This is a genomic window from Sphingomonas glacialis (assembly GCF_006439055.1).
Taxonomy (GTDB): Bacteria; Pseudomonadota; Alphaproteobacteria; order Sphingomonadales; family Sphingomonadaceae; genus Sphingomonas; species Sphingomonas glacialis_A.
This window is the reverse complement of the sequence record NZ_RCZC01000006.1, coordinates 164414-178486: the sequence shown is the minus strand read 5'-3', so window position 1 is coordinate 178486 and position 14073 is coordinate 164414. Positions and strand designations below refer to the sequence as shown.

Annotated in this window: 15 protein-coding genes; 5 read left to right on the top strand and 10 right to left on the bottom strand. The window is 66.2% G+C overall.

The features are described from left to right. Positions 1-9: 9 nt before the first annotated feature. Positions 10-699 (bottom strand): tRNA (guanine(46)-N(7))-methyltransferase TrmB, encoded by a 690-nt coding sequence (trmB, locus tag EAH76_RS18175; protein ID WP_140851686.1) that lies wholly within the window; start codon positions 697-699, stop codon positions 10-12. Between the two features lie 82 nt (positions 700-781). Here trmB and EAH76_RS18170 point away from each other — a divergent pair, with 82 nt between their 5' ends. The 3 genes from EAH76_RS18170 (at position 782) to EAH76_RS18160 (ending at position 2982) form a co-directional block, all read left to right on the top strand. Continuing rightward, positions 782-1591, top strand: coding sequence for a formate/nitrite transporter family protein (locus EAH76_RS18170; protein WP_140851751.1), 810 nt, complete (start codon positions 782-784; stop codon positions 1589-1591). A gap of 61 nt (positions 1592-1652) precedes the next feature. After that, positions 1653-2255, top strand: a complete 603-nt coding sequence (locus tag EAH76_RS18165) for a phosphatase PAP2 family protein (protein ID WP_140851685.1) — start codon at positions 1653-1655, stop codon at positions 2253-2255. A 97-nt stretch (positions 2256-2352) separates the two neighbouring features. Next, entirely contained in the window at positions 2353-2982 is a 630-nt protein-coding gene (locus EAH76_RS18160; protein WP_140851684.1) for a hypothetical protein, read from the top strand. Positions 2983-3024: 42 nt separating this feature from the next. Here the strand turns inward: EAH76_RS18160 and metK are convergent, their stop codons facing one another. Continuing rightward, positions 3025-4245 carry a methionine adenosyltransferase gene (metK, locus tag EAH76_RS18155; protein WP_140851683.1) on the bottom strand — a complete coding sequence of 407 codons (1221 nt, stop codon included), beginning with the start codon at positions 4243-4245 and terminating at the stop codon, positions 3025-3027. 73 nt (positions 4246-4318) lie between these two features. Continuing rightward, positions 4319-5863: an apolipoprotein N-acyltransferase gene (gene lnt, locus EAH76_RS18150; RefSeq protein WP_140851682.1), complete on the bottom strand. Its 1545-nt coding sequence runs from the start codon at positions 5861-5863 to the stop codon at positions 4319-4321. 217 nt (positions 5864-6080) lie between these two features. Between lnt and EAH76_RS18145 the strand changes: the two genes are divergently transcribed. Together EAH76_RS18145 and EAH76_RS18140 are read left to right on the top strand one after the other, a co-directional pair. Next, positions 6081-6497 carry a VOC family protein gene (locus EAH76_RS18145; RefSeq protein WP_140851681.1) on the top strand — a complete coding sequence of 139 codons (417 nt, stop codon included), beginning with the start codon at positions 6081-6083 and terminating at the stop codon, positions 6495-6497. Between the two features lie 10 nt (positions 6498-6507). Beyond that, positions 6508-6810, top strand: a complete 303-nt coding sequence (locus tag EAH76_RS18140) for a polyhydroxyalkanoic acid system family protein (RefSeq protein WP_140851680.1) — start codon at positions 6508-6510, stop codon at positions 6808-6810. 189 nt (positions 6811-6999) lie between these two features. On the opposite strand, the gene EAH76_RS18135 is transcribed toward EAH76_RS18140, so the two are convergent. The 7 genes from EAH76_RS18135 to EAH76_RS18105 all read right to left on the bottom strand — a co-directional run bounded on the left by EAH76_RS18135 (position 7000) and on the right by EAH76_RS18105 (position 14009). Further along, positions 7000-8322, bottom strand: coding sequence for a PQQ-dependent sugar dehydrogenase (locus EAH76_RS18135; protein WP_140851679.1), 1323 nt, complete (start codon positions 8320-8322; stop codon positions 7000-7002). 166 nt (positions 8323-8488) lie between these two features. Then, a complete protein-coding gene (gene katG, locus EAH76_RS18130; protein WP_140851678.1) occupies positions 8489-10735 on the bottom strand; it encodes a catalase/peroxidase HPI in 2247 nt (748 codons plus the stop codon). A 117-nt stretch (positions 10736-10852) separates the two neighbouring features. Continuing rightward, positions 10853-11782, bottom strand: a complete 930-nt coding sequence (locus tag EAH76_RS18125) for a hemolysin family protein (protein WP_140851677.1) — start codon at positions 11780-11782, stop codon at positions 10853-10855. Between the two features lie 9 nt (positions 11783-11791). After that, positions 11792-12301 carry an rRNA maturation RNase YbeY gene (gene ybeY, locus EAH76_RS18120; protein ID WP_140851676.1) on the bottom strand — a complete coding sequence of 170 codons (510 nt, stop codon included), beginning with the start codon at positions 12299-12301 and terminating at the stop codon, positions 11792-11794. Continuing rightward, the gene (locus tag EAH76_RS18115; RefSeq protein WP_140851675.1) at positions 12301-12699 is read right to left on the bottom strand and encodes a type II toxin-antitoxin system VapC family toxin; all 399 of its coding nucleotides are present in this window, start codon (positions 12697-12699) and stop codon (positions 12301-12303) included. Before EAH76_RS18115 ends, ybeY begins: the two co-directional genes overlap by 1 nt. Beyond that, on the bottom strand, positions 12696-12953 hold the full coding sequence (locus tag EAH76_RS18110; RefSeq protein WP_140851674.1) for a type II toxin-antitoxin system VapB family antitoxin: 258 nt from the start codon (positions 12951-12953) through the stop codon (positions 12696-12698). The genes EAH76_RS18115 and EAH76_RS18110 overlap by 4 nt, the downstream gene beginning before the upstream one ends. A 54-nt stretch (positions 12954-13007) precedes the next feature. Continuing rightward, a complete protein-coding gene (locus EAH76_RS18105; protein WP_140851673.1) occupies positions 13008-14009 on the bottom strand; it encodes a PhoH family protein in 1002 nt (333 codons plus the stop codon). Positions 14010-14073 lie beyond the last annotated feature (64 nt).

The window sequence follows — 14073 nt, the reverse complement described above, 5'->3', positions numbered from 1 at the left end:
GGGGAGCGGCTACGCGACCGGCTGATAGATATACCGGAAGTACCAGACCTCGCGTCCCTGGCGGCGGGCCTTGCGTTCGTAGCGCGTCTCCGGCCAGTCTTCGGGTCGCGTCAGGAAATCGGCGGCCGTTTGCGCACTCCACACGAAATCGCGGCGTTGGCCGAGCACCATCATCGCCCAGCGGCAATAGGTCGGATCGTCAGTGCCGAGGCGGAATTCGGCGCCGGGCTTGAGCTTTGCCGCGATCAGGTCGAGCGGGCCGTGATTGACCATCCGCCGCTTGGCGTGGCGCGCTTTGCGCCACGGATCGGGGTGGAGCAGATAGACGCGCGACAGCGATGCGTCGGGCAGCCGCTCGAGCACGTCGAGCGCATCGCCCATGTGGATACGCACATTGTCGAGCTCTTCGTCGCGGACATGGGCCAGCGCGCCGACGACGCCGTTGAGGAACGGCTCGCAGCCGATGAAGCCGGTCTCGCGCCGCGCCATCGCCTGGCCGGCGAGATGCTCGCCCGCGCCGAAGCCGATCTCGACCTCGAGCGGGCAGTCCTTGCCGAACAGCGTCACGGCGTCGAGCGGGCCTTCTTCGGGGACGCTGATTTCGGGGAGCAGGCGCTCGACCAAATCGGCCTGGCCCAGACGGAGCTTGTGCCCCTGGCGGCGGCCATAGAGGCGGCGGGTCGTCATCGGATCGGTCATCCGCGCAGCCTCTAGCGGGCGCAGCGTACGGAGCAAAGTCCCGTTGCGGTCGTTACACCGCTTCAACGATGTGACAGGCGCGATGGCGGACACCAACCAAGAGAATACCGATGGCGGCGACGTTGAGGAACTGAAGGCCGCCAATGCGCGCGAGCTGCACCGCGCGGTGCGCGAGGAGGGGCAGGAGGAGCTCGACCGGCCGATCACCTCGCTGTTCTGGTCGGGGCTGGCGGGGGGCTTGGCGATCAACGCCTCGCTGATCGCCGAGGCGGCCATCGCGGCGCATACCGCGCCGTCGCCGGCGCGCCCGCTGCTGATCGCGATCGGCTATCCGATCGGCTTCCTGATGGTGATCCTCGGGCGGATGCAGCTGTTCACCGAGAGCACGGTGACCGCGATGCTGCCGCTCGTGACCGAGCCGTCATGGGCTGCGCTTGGGCGTACCTTGCGGCTGTGGGGGGTGGTGCTGGGGAGCAATCTGCTGGGGACCGCGCTCGTTGCCTGGGCGTTTGCGACGCTCGAGCTCGGCGATCCCGCGATGCGCGGCGCGATGCTTGAGGTGTCGATGAAGATCACCGAGCACGGCGTGCTCGATACCTTCATCAACGCCGTGCCGGCTGGTTTCCTGATCGCGATCGTCGCCTGGACCTTGCCCAATGCGCGCGAACAGGCGTTTCTCGTGGTGTTCGGGATCGTCTATGTCGTCGCGATCGGCGGGTTCAGCCATTCGGTGGTCGGGTCGAGCGAGACCTTCCTGCTGCTCTTTTCGGGCAAGATCGGCGGGGGGCAGGCGCTCGCGTTCCTGGTTCCCGCGGTGCTCGGCAATCTGTTCGGCGGGGCGGGCTTGTTCGCGGTGCTCGCGCATGCGCAGGTGCAGGAAGAAGGCGCCTGAGGCGGGCGGAGCCAATCGGCTGCCCGCGGCGTTGGGCGTGCGACAGATGGGGAATTGGGACATGAGCAAGATCGCCAAGGCCGCGCGGAAGATCGCCCGCGCCGATCGCAAGGCCACGCACCGCGCCGCTGCGCATCGCGACACGCCCGCGGTCAAGCTGGCGGGGGCGGCGAGCGAAGTCGCCGACCAGCCGCCGTTGCTGCTGCTCGGCGTCGGGACGATCGTCGTCGGTGCCGTGCTGCGCCGCCCGACAGTGATCCGCAACGGTGTGCGGATGCTGGCGAGCGAAGTGCTCGCCACCGCGATCAAAAATGGCATCAAACGCTCGATCGACCGCACGCGCCCGCAAAAGGCGATCGAGACGGGCAAGCATCACTTCGCGCCGGGTAAGAGCGAAGCGCATGGCGATACGTCGTTTCCGTCGGGCCACACCGCCGGCGCGGTCGCGGTGGCGGGTGCGATCGCGCAGGACGTGCCGGGCGCGCTAGCCCCGGCCTATGCGGCGGCGGCGGGGGTCGCGGCGGTGCAGATGCCGCGGGGCAAGCATTACATCCTCGATACCGTCGCCGGGGCTGCGGTCGGCTTCGTCGCGCAGAAGGCGACGAGCCTGATCATCCGGGCGGCCGAGCCTGCCTTGGTCCGCTTGTTCAAACGCGCGCGCTGAGCCGCCGTCCTTAACGAAACCTTCATTTAAATTCGTAAGTGCCGGTAAAACCGAACGAAATACTCATGGCCCTTAATCGATACAAAAGGGGCGTGACATGAAGCTGACATATTGGGCAAGCCTTGCGCTCGCCACCTGCATTCCGTCGCTCGCGGCGGCGCAATATAGCGTGCAATGGGCCGCGCCGGCGGCGGCGACGGGGCCTTCGGCCTATTTCCCGATGGGAATGCCGCTGCAGCTGACGACGCGCACCGAACTCAACACCAAGGAAGCGCATTCGGGCGATCGCTTCTATCTCGAAGTGGCAGAACCGCTGGTCTATCATGGCCAGGTGGTGGTGCCGGTCGGATCGATCGCGGTCGGCGAAGTCATGCGGTCCGAGCGCAACGGCCATTTCGGCAAGCGCGGCCAGCTCGATGTGCGGCTCGATTATGTGCAGACCCCATTGGGGCCGGTGCGCATTTCGGGCCGCTCGGCGCGGCAGGGGACGGGGCAGGGCGTGCTCGCGATCGGCGGCGCGCTGTTCGTGTCGTGGCCGATGATGTTCATTCACGGCACGAGCGGGCGGCTGCCGGCCGACTCGCCGATCATCGCCTATCTCGCCGACGATCTGCGCTTCACCGTGCGGCCCGAGGCGACCCAGGCCGCGCAGGTCATGCCCGATGCGACGCCGCGCGCTCTGCCGGCGCGGTTCGATCCGTCGGTCTTCTCGGCCACCCGGCCGTAACGAGGGCGCCGAGCGCGGGACCAGCCCACGCTCGGCATTCGATCAGGCGGCGACGGCGCTCTTAAGCGCGTCGACCAGATCGGTCTTTTCCCAGGTGAAGCCATCGGCATCGGGCTCGCGCCCGAAATGGCCATAGGCTGCGGTGCGCTTGTAGATCGGCGCGTTGAGCTTGAGGTGCTCGCGGATGCCCTTCGGAGTCAGGCGAACGAGCTTGGGCAGCACTTCCTCGATCTTGGCTTCGGGAACGGTGCCCGTGCCGTGCAGGTCGACATAGAGCGACAGCGGCTCGGCGATGCCGATCGCGTACGACAGCTGGATCGTGCAGCGCCGCGCAAGGCCGGCGGCGACGACGTTCTTCGCCATGTAGCGCGCGACATAGGCAGCCGAGCGATCGACCTTGGTCGGATCCTTGCCCGAGAAGGCGCCGCCGCCGTGCGGAGCCGCGCCGCCGTAGGTGTCGACGATGATCTTGCGCCCGGTGACGCCCGCGTCGCCGTCAGGGCCGCCGATTTCGAACGCGCCCGTCGGGTTGATGTAGATCGCGGTCTTGTCGCTGATGAAGCCCTCTGGAAGGACGTCGTGCATCACGCCGCTGACATAGGCGCGCAGCTCTTCGTACAGCGCCGGATTGGCGTTGTCGCCCTGCAGGCAATAGCCCGCCTTGTGCTGCGTCGAGACGACGAGCGCGGTCGCGCGGACCGGCACCTCATTCTCATATTCGAGCGTGACCTGGCTCTTGGCGTCGGGCTCGAGGAAGGGCGCTGCGCCCGAGTGGCGGTCGGCGGCGAGGCGCTCGAGGATCTTGTGGCTGTAATAGAGCGTCGCGGGCATCAGGCCCGGGGTCTCGTCGGTCGCGTAACCGAACATTATGCCCTGGTCGCCGGCGCCTTCGTCCTTGTTCGCGCCTTCATCGACGCCCATCGCGATCTCCGCCGACTGGCCGTGGAGATTGTTGTGGAACGCGAAGGTTTCCCAGTGGAAACCCGACTGCTCGTAGCCGATTTCCTTGACGGTGTTGCGGACGGCGGCCTCGATCTCGGCGAGCGCGCCATCGGCCCACTCGCCATTCTCGTACACGCCCTTGCAGCGGATTTCGCCCGCGAGGACGACGAGGTTGGTGGTGGTCAGCGTCTCGCACGCGATGCGCGCATAGGGGTCCTTGCCGAGGAACAGATCGACGACGGTGTCGCTAATCTGGTCGGCGACCTTGTCGGGATGGCCTTCGGAGACCGACTCGGAGGTGAAGAGAAAATTGGAACGCATGCGTGAGATCCTCATGTTGAGGAGAGCTTCGGCCGTTGCCATGCCTGATATAAAGCTTTCCTTATATGACGCCCTATCGCGCCAAACGGCGCAATGCAAATGCCGAAAGGGCAAGCATGATCCCGATCAGGAACGCCATCGCATTGCCGACGCGCGCGAACAGGGTGGGGGGCGCCGCCCGCGGGATCGGCAGTTCGATCGCGCCAGCGGTGTTCGCCGGGATCGACGCGAGGATGCGGCCGTGCGCGTCGATGATCGCCGAAATGCCGGTCGGGGTTGCCCGGATGACGGGCAGCCCTTCCTCGATCGCGCGCATCCGCGCTTGCGCCAGATGTTCGGACTGGCCCCAATAGCCGTACCAGCTGTCGTTCGACGGCTGGAACAGCAAGGCGGGGCGGTGGCCGGACTGGACGACTTCGCCCGAGAAGATGATTTCGTAGCACAGCTGGAAACCGACGCGGCCGAAGGCGGGCAGATCGAGCCCGTCGGCGCCATGGCCGGGGGCGAAGTCGAAATCGCCGGGGACGAGCCGCGACAGGCCGATCGCCGAGAGCAGCGGGCGCGCGGGGAGATATTCGCCGAACGGGACGAGGTGCGCCTTGTCGTAGCGGCCGAGGATGCGGGCGCGCGCATCGATCGCGAAGATCGAATTGGTCGCGCTGGTGATGGCGTCGGCGGCATCGAAATTGAGCGCGTTGCCGCCGGTCAGCACGACATCGCGCGGGCCGAGCACCGCGGCGATGCGGCGGCGGACGGTCCCGGGGGTTTCGGCATAATATTGGAAGGGATAGCCGCTTTCGGGCAGGTAGCGCAGCGCGCCCTCGGGCCAGACGACCAGCCGTGGGGCGGGGCCGGGCTTGCCGCTGAGCCTGACGAGCGCCTGGAGGTTGGTTTCGGCATAATCGTCGCGCGGGCGCTGTTCGTCGGCGGCATTGGGCTGGACGACGCGGATGCGTGGCGCGGTGGCGGCGCTGGGTGCCGCGGTAGGGGCGGAAAACGAGAAAATGGTGAGTACCGCGCTGAACATTACCAGCGCAACGCCGGTCCATCCAAACTTGGCAGTCCTCCAGCGCGAGATCAAAATTAGGAGCGCACCTGCGTAGAGCACTGCAAGGCCACTCATGGCATATGTGCCAACCCAGGATAGAAGGCTGCTAACATGCCTGAGCGGCAGCCAGATCTCGGACAGCGGGTTCCACGGATAGCCGGTGAACAGCGTGCCGCGCAGATATTCGGTCGCGATCCAGGCGGTGGCGAAGATCAGAACATAGCTTGCGTCGATCACCGGGCGGCGCAGCTTCCACGCCACGGTTGCGGCGAGCATCGGGAAGATCGCGAGGTAGAGCGCGAGCAACGCCGGTGCGATCGACCCGAGCGCATGCGGCATCGCGTCCTGAAAGCTGAACGCCTTGGCGATCCAGTTATTGCCGATCGCGAAATGCGAAAAGCCGAACAGCCAGCCGCGCCATAGCGCCGCTTTGCGGGTCGGCGCCTGGTGGACGAGCAGCATCCATGCGGCGAGACAGCCGAGCGTGACGGGCCACAGCCCAAGCGGCGCGAAGCCGACCGCGGCGATTCCGCCGAGCAGGAACGAGAAGAGCGCGGGGCGTTGGGTCATCGCGTGCGGCTATCGCGGGATCGGCGGAGCAACGCAACGCCAGCCTTCAATCCTCCCTCGCGCAGCGGGGGAGGGGGACCGCCAGCCTTCTTCAGGCTGGTGGTGGAGGGGGCCCGCCCCGAGCGGTGCGCCCGCGGCACGCCCCCTCCACCATTTTACCGGAAGAGGCAAAATGGTCCCCCTCCCCCTGCGGGGGAGGATTTGGTAGGGCTCACATATGACACGTCCTTTTCACCTCGCTTTCCCGGTCCATGACCTCGCCGCGGCGCGCGCCTTTTATGGCGAGACGCTCGGCTGCACCGAAGGGCGCTCCTCCGACGCGTGGATCGATTTCGATCTCTATGGCCACCAGATCGTCGCGCATCTCGACCCGGCCGCGAAGCCCGTCGCGGTCTCGAACCCGGTCGATGGGCATGACGTGCCGGTACCGCATTTCGGCGTCGTGCTGACGATGCCCGACTGGCAGGCGCTCAGCCGTCGGCTCACCGCGGCCGGCACGCGCTTCGGGATCGCGCCGCATCTGCGCTTCGTCGGGCAGCCGGGCGAGCAGGCGACGATGTTCTTTTATGACCCCTCGGGCAACGCGCTCGAGTTCAAGGCGTTTGCCGATGACGCGATGATCTTCGCGACATGAAGGATTTGTGATGAGCGACCCGATCACCCTCGAAATTCCGCACAAGCTCGGTCTGGCGTGCGCGCGCGCGCGCGTCGAGGGCGGGGTCGGCAAGATCGTCGAGATGGTGCCCGGCGCGACGTCGGTCGATCATCGCTGGGAGGGCGACACGATGCACTTCACCGTCGCGGCGCTCGGCCAGCGGGTTGCGAGCCGGTTGACGGTGGGGGATGCGAAGGTGCGCGCCGAGATCGATCTGCCGATCTTCCTGCGGTTGTTTGCCGACAAGATTAAGGCGAAGCTGGCGAAAGAAGCGCCGAAGATGCTGGAGTAGGGGACAACGCCTCCCTCTCCCGCATGCGGGAGAGGCTACGGAGACTTGGGTCGCGCTTCTTCAGCGCGGCCCTAGTCGTAGTCGGTGAGGGCCTTCCTTTTGGGCTTCGCAGGCAGAAGAAGGCCCTCACCCAACCCTCTCCCGCGAAGGGCGGGAGAGGGCTAGAAAAAGAAGGGGCTGGGACAGCGCCTACTTCGCGCTCACCCGCCAGATCGTGTTGCCGACATCGTCCGCGACCAGCAGCGCGCCGGCCTGGTCGGTGATGACCCCGACCGGCCGCCCCTGCGCTTCGCCCTTGGCGTTGAGGAAGCCCGTCAGCACGTCGACCGGCTTGCTGCCCTTGACCGGGAAGCCGGTGGCACCGAACGGCACGAACGCGACCTTGTAGCCCGACACCGGCACGCGGTTCCACGAGCCGTGCTCGCCGACGAACGCGCCGTTGGCGAACTTGCTGCCGAGCTTGGCGTCGGCTGCGAAGGTCAGGCCGAGCGCCGCGACGTGCGGGCCCATCGCGTAATCGGGGCGCTTGGAATATTCCTGCAGCGCGGGGTTTTCAGGCTTCACGCGCGCATCGGGATAGCCGCCCCAATAATACCAGGGCCAGCCGAAATTGTCGCCGAGCCCGACGCGCGTGATGTAATCGGGGACGATGTCCGAGCCGAGCATGTCGCGCTCGTTGACCGCGACCCACAAAGCGCCCGATTTGGGCTCGAACGCCATGCCCTGCGGGTTGCGAAGCCTAGCGCCGAACACGCGGAAATTCTTCGCCTTGGGATCGACCTGGAGGATGTTGGCGCGGTATTTCTCGGCGTCGAGGCCGTTGTCGGCGATGTTGCTCGACGAACCGACGCCGACATAGAGCAGCCCGTCGGGCCCGGCGAGCAGGGTGCGCGCCCAGTGATTGCCGCCGCCGACGAGCGGGATGACCTTTTCGGGCTTGGCGGTGATCTTGGTCTGGCCCGGCGTGAAGGGCACGCGGACCAGCGCATCGGTGTCGGCGATGTAGAGCTGGCCGTCGAGCAGCGCCATGCCGGTGGGAGAGTTGAGGCCGGAGATCAGCACGGTGCGCGTTTCGGCCACGCCGTCGCCATTGGTGTCGCGGAGCAGCGTGATGCGGTTGGGCGAGGCCACGCCGGCGCCGCCCTTGTTCATCAGATAGCCCATCACGACGTCGGCAACGCCCTTGGTCGCGCGCGGCGGGGAATTGGTCTCGGCGACGAGCACGTCGCCATTGGGCAGACGGTAGAGCCAGCGCGGATGATCGAGCCCGGTGGCGAAGGCGGCGACCTTCAGGCCGGCCGCGGCAACGGGCGTCGCGCCGTTCTTCCAGCCGATCGCATCGGCGACCTTGACCGTGGGGATCGTCTGCTCGCGCGGGGCGGAGATGGTCGGGCGGTCACCCTCGACCGCGCTGAGCGAAAGTTGAGCGGGTTCGGGCTGGAGCACCCACCAGAGGACGCCGCCTGCAACCAGGACGACGATCGCGAGGATGATGAGGATGTGTTTGCGCATGGATGCGAAATAGGGGGCGAAGGCGGGCAGGGGAAGCGCGATCTCGCTAAACATAGCCCCTCCCCTTCAGGGGAGGGGTAGGGGGTGGGGGACGCCTCGCAGAGATCGACGCTTATTACTTCCCCACCCCAACCCCTCCCCTAAAGGGGAGGGGCTAAGTCTGTACTTAGGCGACGGCAGGCTCGCCGCGGACATGGCCCGATGCCAGGTCGAAGCGGTCGGCGTTCATCACCTTGACCCACGCCTTGACGAAGTCCTTGACGAACTTGTCGCCAGCGTCGCCCGAGGCATAGACCTCCGCCAGCGCGCGGAGCTGCGAGTTGGCGCCGAACACCAGGTCGGTGCGCGACGCGGTCCACTTTTCCTCGCCGGTCTCGCGCAGCGTGCCGAGATATTCCTCGTCGCTGTCATCGCTCAGCTGCTTCCACGCGGTCTGCATGTCGAGCAGATTGACGAAGAAGTCGTTGGTCAGCTGACCCTTGCGGTCGGTGAAGACGCCATGCTTCTCGGCCTTGGGGTGGTTCGCGCCGATGACGCGCAGGCCACCGACAAGCACCGCCATCTCAGGCGAGCTGAGACCCAGCAACTGCGACCGGTCGACCAGCAATTCCTCGGTCGGAACGCTGAACTTGACCGAGAGATAGTTGCGGAAGCCGTCGGCCTTGGGCTCGAGCACGTCGAAGCTTGCGGCATCGGTCTGCTCGGCCGAAGCGTCGGTACGGCCCGGCGTGAAGGGCACTTCGATCGCGTGACCAGCCGCCTTGGCAGCCGCTTCGACACCGACCGAACCGCCGAGCACGATGAGATCGGCGATCGACACCTTCTTCTCGCCCTTGCCGTCGAACTCTGTCTTGATGCCCTCGTAGACACCGAGCACCTTCGCGAGCTGCTCGGGCTGGTTGACCTCCCAATCCTTCTGCGGGGCGAGGCGGATGCGCGCACCGTTGGCGCCGCCGCGATGGTCCGAATGGCGATAGGTCGAGGCCGAGGCCCAGGCCGTCGTCACCAGCTCGGCAACCGAAAGCCCCGAATTGGCGATCGCCTGCTTGAGGCCGGGAACGTCGCTTTCGTCGATCTGCGCATAGTCGGCGGTCGGGATCGGATCCTGCCAGATCAGGTCTTCGGCGGGAACGTCGGGACCGAGGTAGCGGACCTTCGGACCCATGTCGCGATGCGTCAGCTTGAACCAGGCGCGCGCGAAGGCATCGGCGAACGCCGCCGGGTCCTTCTGGAAGCGCTTGCTGATCTCGAGATAGGCCGGGTCCTTCTTGAGCGCCATGTCGGCGGTCGTCATCATCGTCGGGACCTTTACGCTCGGCGTGTGTGCCTTGGGCGCGAGCGTCTCTTCGGGGTTGCCGACCGGCTGCCACTGGTGCGCGCCCGCCGGGCTCTTCACGAGCTCATATTCGTGATCGAGCAGCATGTCCCAATAGGTCTGGTCCCAAGTGATCGGCGTCGGCGTCCAGGCGCCTTCGATCCCCGAGGTGATCGTGTCGTCGCCGATCCCGCTGCCATGCGTCGAGATCCAGCCCATGCCCTGCGAGGCGATGTCGGCGCCCTCGGGCTCGACACCGACGAGCGACGCGTCACCCGCGCCGTGCGCCTTGCCGAAGGTGTGGCCGCCGGCGGTCAGCGCGACGGTTTCCTCGTCGTTCATACCCATGCGCGCGAAGGTCTCGCGCATGTCGCGCGCCGAGCCCATCGGGTTGGGGCAGCCGCCCGGACCTTCCGGATTGACGTAGATGAGGCCCATCTGGATCGCGGCGAGCGGATTCTCGAGCGCACGGCCCGATTCCTCCTCGATGCGGGTGGTGCCGAGCCATTCTTCCTCGGTGCCCCAATAAATGTCCTTGAGCGGCTCGAACACGTCCTCGCGTCCGCCACCGAAGCCGAACACCGGGCCGCCCATCGATTCGATACCGACGTTGCCGGCCATGATGAACAGATCAGCCCAGCTGAGCTGCTTGCCGTACTTCGCCTTGATCGGCCACAGCAGGCGGCGCGCCTTGTCGAGGTTGCCATTGTCCGGCCAGCTGTTGAGCGGCGCAAAGCGCTGCGAGCCCGACGACGAGCCGCCGCGACCGTCACCGGTGCGATAGGTGCCGGCGCTGTGCCAGGCCATGCGGATGAAGAACGGGCCGTAATGCCCGTAATCGGCCGGCCACCACGGCTGGCTGTCGGTCATCAGCGCGGTCAGGTCGCGCTTCACCGCGGCGTAATCGAGCGTGTTGAAGGCTTCGGCATAATCGAAGTCGTCGCCCATCGGGTTGCCCGACAGGCCGTTCTGCTGAAGGATTTCGAGGCTGAGCTGGTTGGGCCACCAATCGCGATTGGTGCGGCCGAGCAGCGAGCGGAGCGCGGCGGGCTCCTTGCTCGGGTCGCTCAGCGGGCTGCCTGAGGTAATGGCGTCCATGTCTCTCTCCATGTCGAGGCTTGTGATCTCGAAAGGGAGGATGCCATGAACGCCGTGATCGAGGAAATGTATTAAACCGCAGAGAGTGATCGACCGGGTGATTTCTGCGGCCGGCCGTCAGCTGTCGCGACCCTCGGGTTCGGCCTTGGGCGGATGCAGGCGCAGGCCAAGCACGCGGCGTGTATCCGCGGCCGTGACTTCGAGCGTCCAGCCGCTGTCGTGGACGATACATTCGCCGACTTGCGGGACATGGCCTGCGAGCACCGCGGCGAGTCCGCCGATCGTGTCGATGTCGCCATCGACCTCGGCGAGCCGCGGGTCGATCGTCTCGCCGACATCTTCCAATTCGGCGCGCGCGTCGGCTTCCCAGGCACCGCCATCGAGCGGCACGAGCAACGCCTCGGGGGCGTCGTCATGCTCGTCCTCGATATCGCCGACGATTTCCTCGATCAGATCCTCGATCGTGACGAGTCCTTCAGTGCCGAAATATTCGTCGAGCACGATCGCCAGATGGACGCGCTTCTGGCGCATGTCGGCGAGCAGATCGAGCGCGCCGCGCGACATCGGCACGTAGAGCGGCTCGCGGATCAGCTCGGCGATGCTCGGCGGGTGGGGGGCTCCGGTCGCAAGGATCGCGAACACGTCCTTGATATGGACCATGCCGATGATCGTATCGAGCTTCTCGCGATAGACCGGCAAGCGGCTGTGGCCGGCCTCGGCGAACAAGGCGACCAAGTTGGCGAAGCTGGTGCGCTCCTCGACCGCGACGATATCGGCGCGCGGCACGCCGACGTCGCCGGCATCGCGCTCGCCGAAATGGAGCAGGTTGCGCACCATCGTGCGTTCGAGCGGGGAGAGATCGCCCTTGGCGTCGGGCGCGGGGTCATCCTCATGCGCGTCGATCGCTTCTTCGAGCGTCGCGCGGAGCGATTCGTCACCGGTGTGACCCGAGATCCAGCTGCGGAAGCTCCGCCAGATGCTGGTTTCCGCGTGATGGGCACCGCCGAGATGGCTGGCGGTGCCGGTAATACTTTGGCCGTCGGGCATGGCGGTCGTTCAGTCCTCTTCGATGAGATAGGGATCGGCAAGGCCAAGGCTCTTCAGCGCGTCGATCTCGATCGCCTCCATCGCCTCGGCCTCCATGCCGACCATGTGATCATAGCCTAGCAAATGCAGCGTGCCATGCACGATTAAATGCGTCGCATGATCTTCGAGGCTGACGCCTTTTTCCATCGCCTCGCGTGCGCAGGTCTCATGCGCGAGGACGATGTCGCCGAGCAGCACCTCGCCGTCGTCGCTATTCTGCCCGATCGTTTCGAGCAGATCGGCCTGGACCATCGGGAAGGACAGCACATTGGTCGGCTTGTCCTTCTGCCGATATTGCGCGTTGAGAACCTGCACCTCGGCGTCGGTGGCGAGCCGGATCGAGATCTCGACCGTGGCGGCGCCGGTCGCGAGTTCGCCATACGGCGTGCGCGAGATTGCGGCGGTCGCGGCGCGGGTGGCGAGCGCTTCCCAGTCGTGCTCGGGCCAGACGTCTTCGTGGGAGAGGGCGATTTCAAGCATCAGGCAAGGTCCGTATGGAGGAAGTCGTTGCCCTTGTAGAGCAGGCCGGCGTTGTTGGTCTTGGCGCAAGCGTAGGCGAAACAGTCGCCCATGTTGAGTTTGGCGGGGTGGCCACTGTTACGGCCGTAGGTCTGGTAAGCGTCAAGTGCAGCGATCAGTTCCGTCGATCCGACATCGACCAAACGCAAGGCCAGCAACTCGGCCGACTCCTCTACCAACGAGCGGGCTTCCGGCACGGACAAAGTGCCGCGCTTGCGTACCGCGCTTACGGTTTCCCAGCACGACATCGCAGACCAGAGCGAATCGGCTTCCGCGAGCACGGTTTGACGGAAGCGGTCGCGCTCCGGTTCGTTGGTGATCATGGCGACGAGCGCGGAGGCATCGACGAAGAGGGTCAATCCGGGGCCTCGCCCCACATCTCGTCGAAGAACGCCTTGTCGGCGTCTGCGCCCGCCGTTGGCGGAAAGGTGTGGCTGGCCCACAACGCATCCAGTTTCTCGCGCGCCGACATCTGCGGCGCGGCGCGGTCGAGCTCGGCCTCTCGCGCTGCGGCGAGTTCGCGGACAAGCGCCGTCTTGGTGAGGCCCGACCGTTCGGCGACGCGAGTCACCAAAGCAGCGGTTTCCTCATCCTTGATGTAGAGCGATGCCATCTTCCGTCTCCGGGGATATCCGTACCTTATAGGTCAGGATATCCCGCGCTTCAATCAACTCACGCCTTCATACGCCTCGACGATACGCCCGACGATCGGATGCCGCACGACGTCGCCCGAGCCGAACCGGCAGATCGACAGGCCTTCGACACCTTCGAGCCGCCCGACCGCATCGTTCAACCCGGACGCATTCATCCCGCCGGGCAGATCGGTCTGCTTGGGATCGCCGCACACCACCATCCGGCTGTTTTCGCCAAAGCGGGTTAGGAACATCTTCATCTGGGCGGGCGTGGTGTTCTGGGCCTCGTCGAGGATGATGAACGCGTCCGCCAGCGTGCGCCCGCGCATGAAGGCGATCGGCGCGATCTCGATCTCGCCCGAGGCGATACGCCGCTCGACCTGCTCGGCGGGGAGGCAGTCGTTGAGCGCGTCGTAGAGCGGGCGAAGGTAGGGATCGACCTTCTCCTTCATGTCGCCGGGAAGGAAGCCGAGCTTCTCGCCCGCTTCGACCGCGGGGCGCGACAGGATCAGGCGCTGGATGCTGCCCGTGATGAGCTGCGCCACCGCCTGCGCGACCGCGATATAGGTCTTGCCGGTACCCGCTGGCCCGAGTGCGAAGATGATGTCGTTGCTGAGCAGTTGCCGCATGTAATGCGCCTGCGCGATCGTGCGCGGGACGATCGTCTTCTTGCGCGTGCGGATCATGATCTGCGGGACGGCGCCGCCGCCGGCATCGGCCTGGATGATCCCGGCGAGTGTCGGCTCGCTCGACATGGCGATCACCGCGTCGATCAGGCCGGTATCGACGACTTCGCCGCGCACGATGCGGTTGTAGAGCCCGTGGAGCACGTCGCGCGCTTGGGCCACCGCCTCGGCGCTGCCCTCGAGCCCTACCTTGTTGCCGCGCGCGGTGATGTAGACGCCAAGCTTGTTCTCGAGCGCGAGCAGGTTCTGGTCGAATTCACCGAACAGCTGCGCCATCAATTGGGGACGATCGAACACGAGTTCGGTGCGGCTACGATCACCGGATTGCGCGGGGACGGGCTTGCGGCTCATGCGGTTCCTTAACGTCGGAGGGTGAGCAAAAGGTAGGGCGCGCGGCGCGGATAGATAGGTGGCG

Coding starts and splice junctions, on each gene's coding strand:
- EAH76_RS18160 (WP_140851684.1), top strand. CDS start 2,353: ATGAAGCTGACATATTGGGCAAGCCTTGCGCTCGCCACCTGCATTCCG.
- katG (WP_140851678.1), bottom strand. CDS start 10,735: ATGGACGCCATTACCTCAGGCAGCCCGCTGAGCGACCCGAGCAAGGAG.
- EAH76_RS18110 (WP_140851674.1), bottom strand. CDS start 12,953: ATGGCATCGCTCTACATCAAGGATGAGGAAACCGCTGCTTTGGTGACT.
- EAH76_RS18170 (WP_140851751.1), top strand. CDS start 782: ATGGCGGACACCAACCAAGAGAATACCGATGGCGGCGACGTTGAGGAA.
- ybeY (WP_140851676.1), bottom strand. CDS start 12,301: ATGCTTGAAATCGCCCTCTCCCACGAAGACGTCTGGCCCGAGCACGAC.
- trmB (WP_140851686.1), bottom strand. CDS start 699: ATGACCGATCCGATGACGACCCGCCGCCTCTATGGCCGCCGCCAGGGG.
- EAH76_RS18165 (WP_140851685.1), top strand. CDS start 1,653: ATGAGCAAGATCGCCAAGGCCGCGCGGAAGATCGCCCGCGCCGATCGC.
- EAH76_RS18140 (WP_140851680.1), top strand. CDS start 6,508: ATGAGCGACCCGATCACCCTCGAAATTCCGCACAAGCTCGGTCTGGCG.
- lnt (WP_140851682.1), bottom strand. CDS start 5,863: ATGACCCAACGCCCCGCGCTCTTCTCGTTCCTGCTCGGCGGAATCGCC.
- EAH76_RS18135 (WP_140851679.1), bottom strand. CDS start 8,322: ATGCGCAAACACATCCTCATCATCCTCGCGATCGTCGTCCTGGTTGCA.
- metK (WP_140851683.1), bottom strand. CDS start 4,245: ATGCGTTCCAATTTTCTCTTCACCTCCGAGTCGGTCTCCGAAGGCCAT.
- EAH76_RS18145 (WP_140851681.1), top strand. CDS start 6,081: ATGACACGTCCTTTTCACCTCGCTTTCCCGGTCCATGACCTCGCCGCG.
- EAH76_RS18105 (WP_140851673.1), bottom strand. CDS start 14,009: ATGAGCCGCAAGCCCGTCCCCGCGCAATCCGGTGATCGTAGCCGCACC.
- EAH76_RS18125 (WP_140851677.1), bottom strand. CDS start 11,782: ATGCCCGACGGCCAAAGTATTACCGGCACCGCCAGCCATCTCGGCGGT.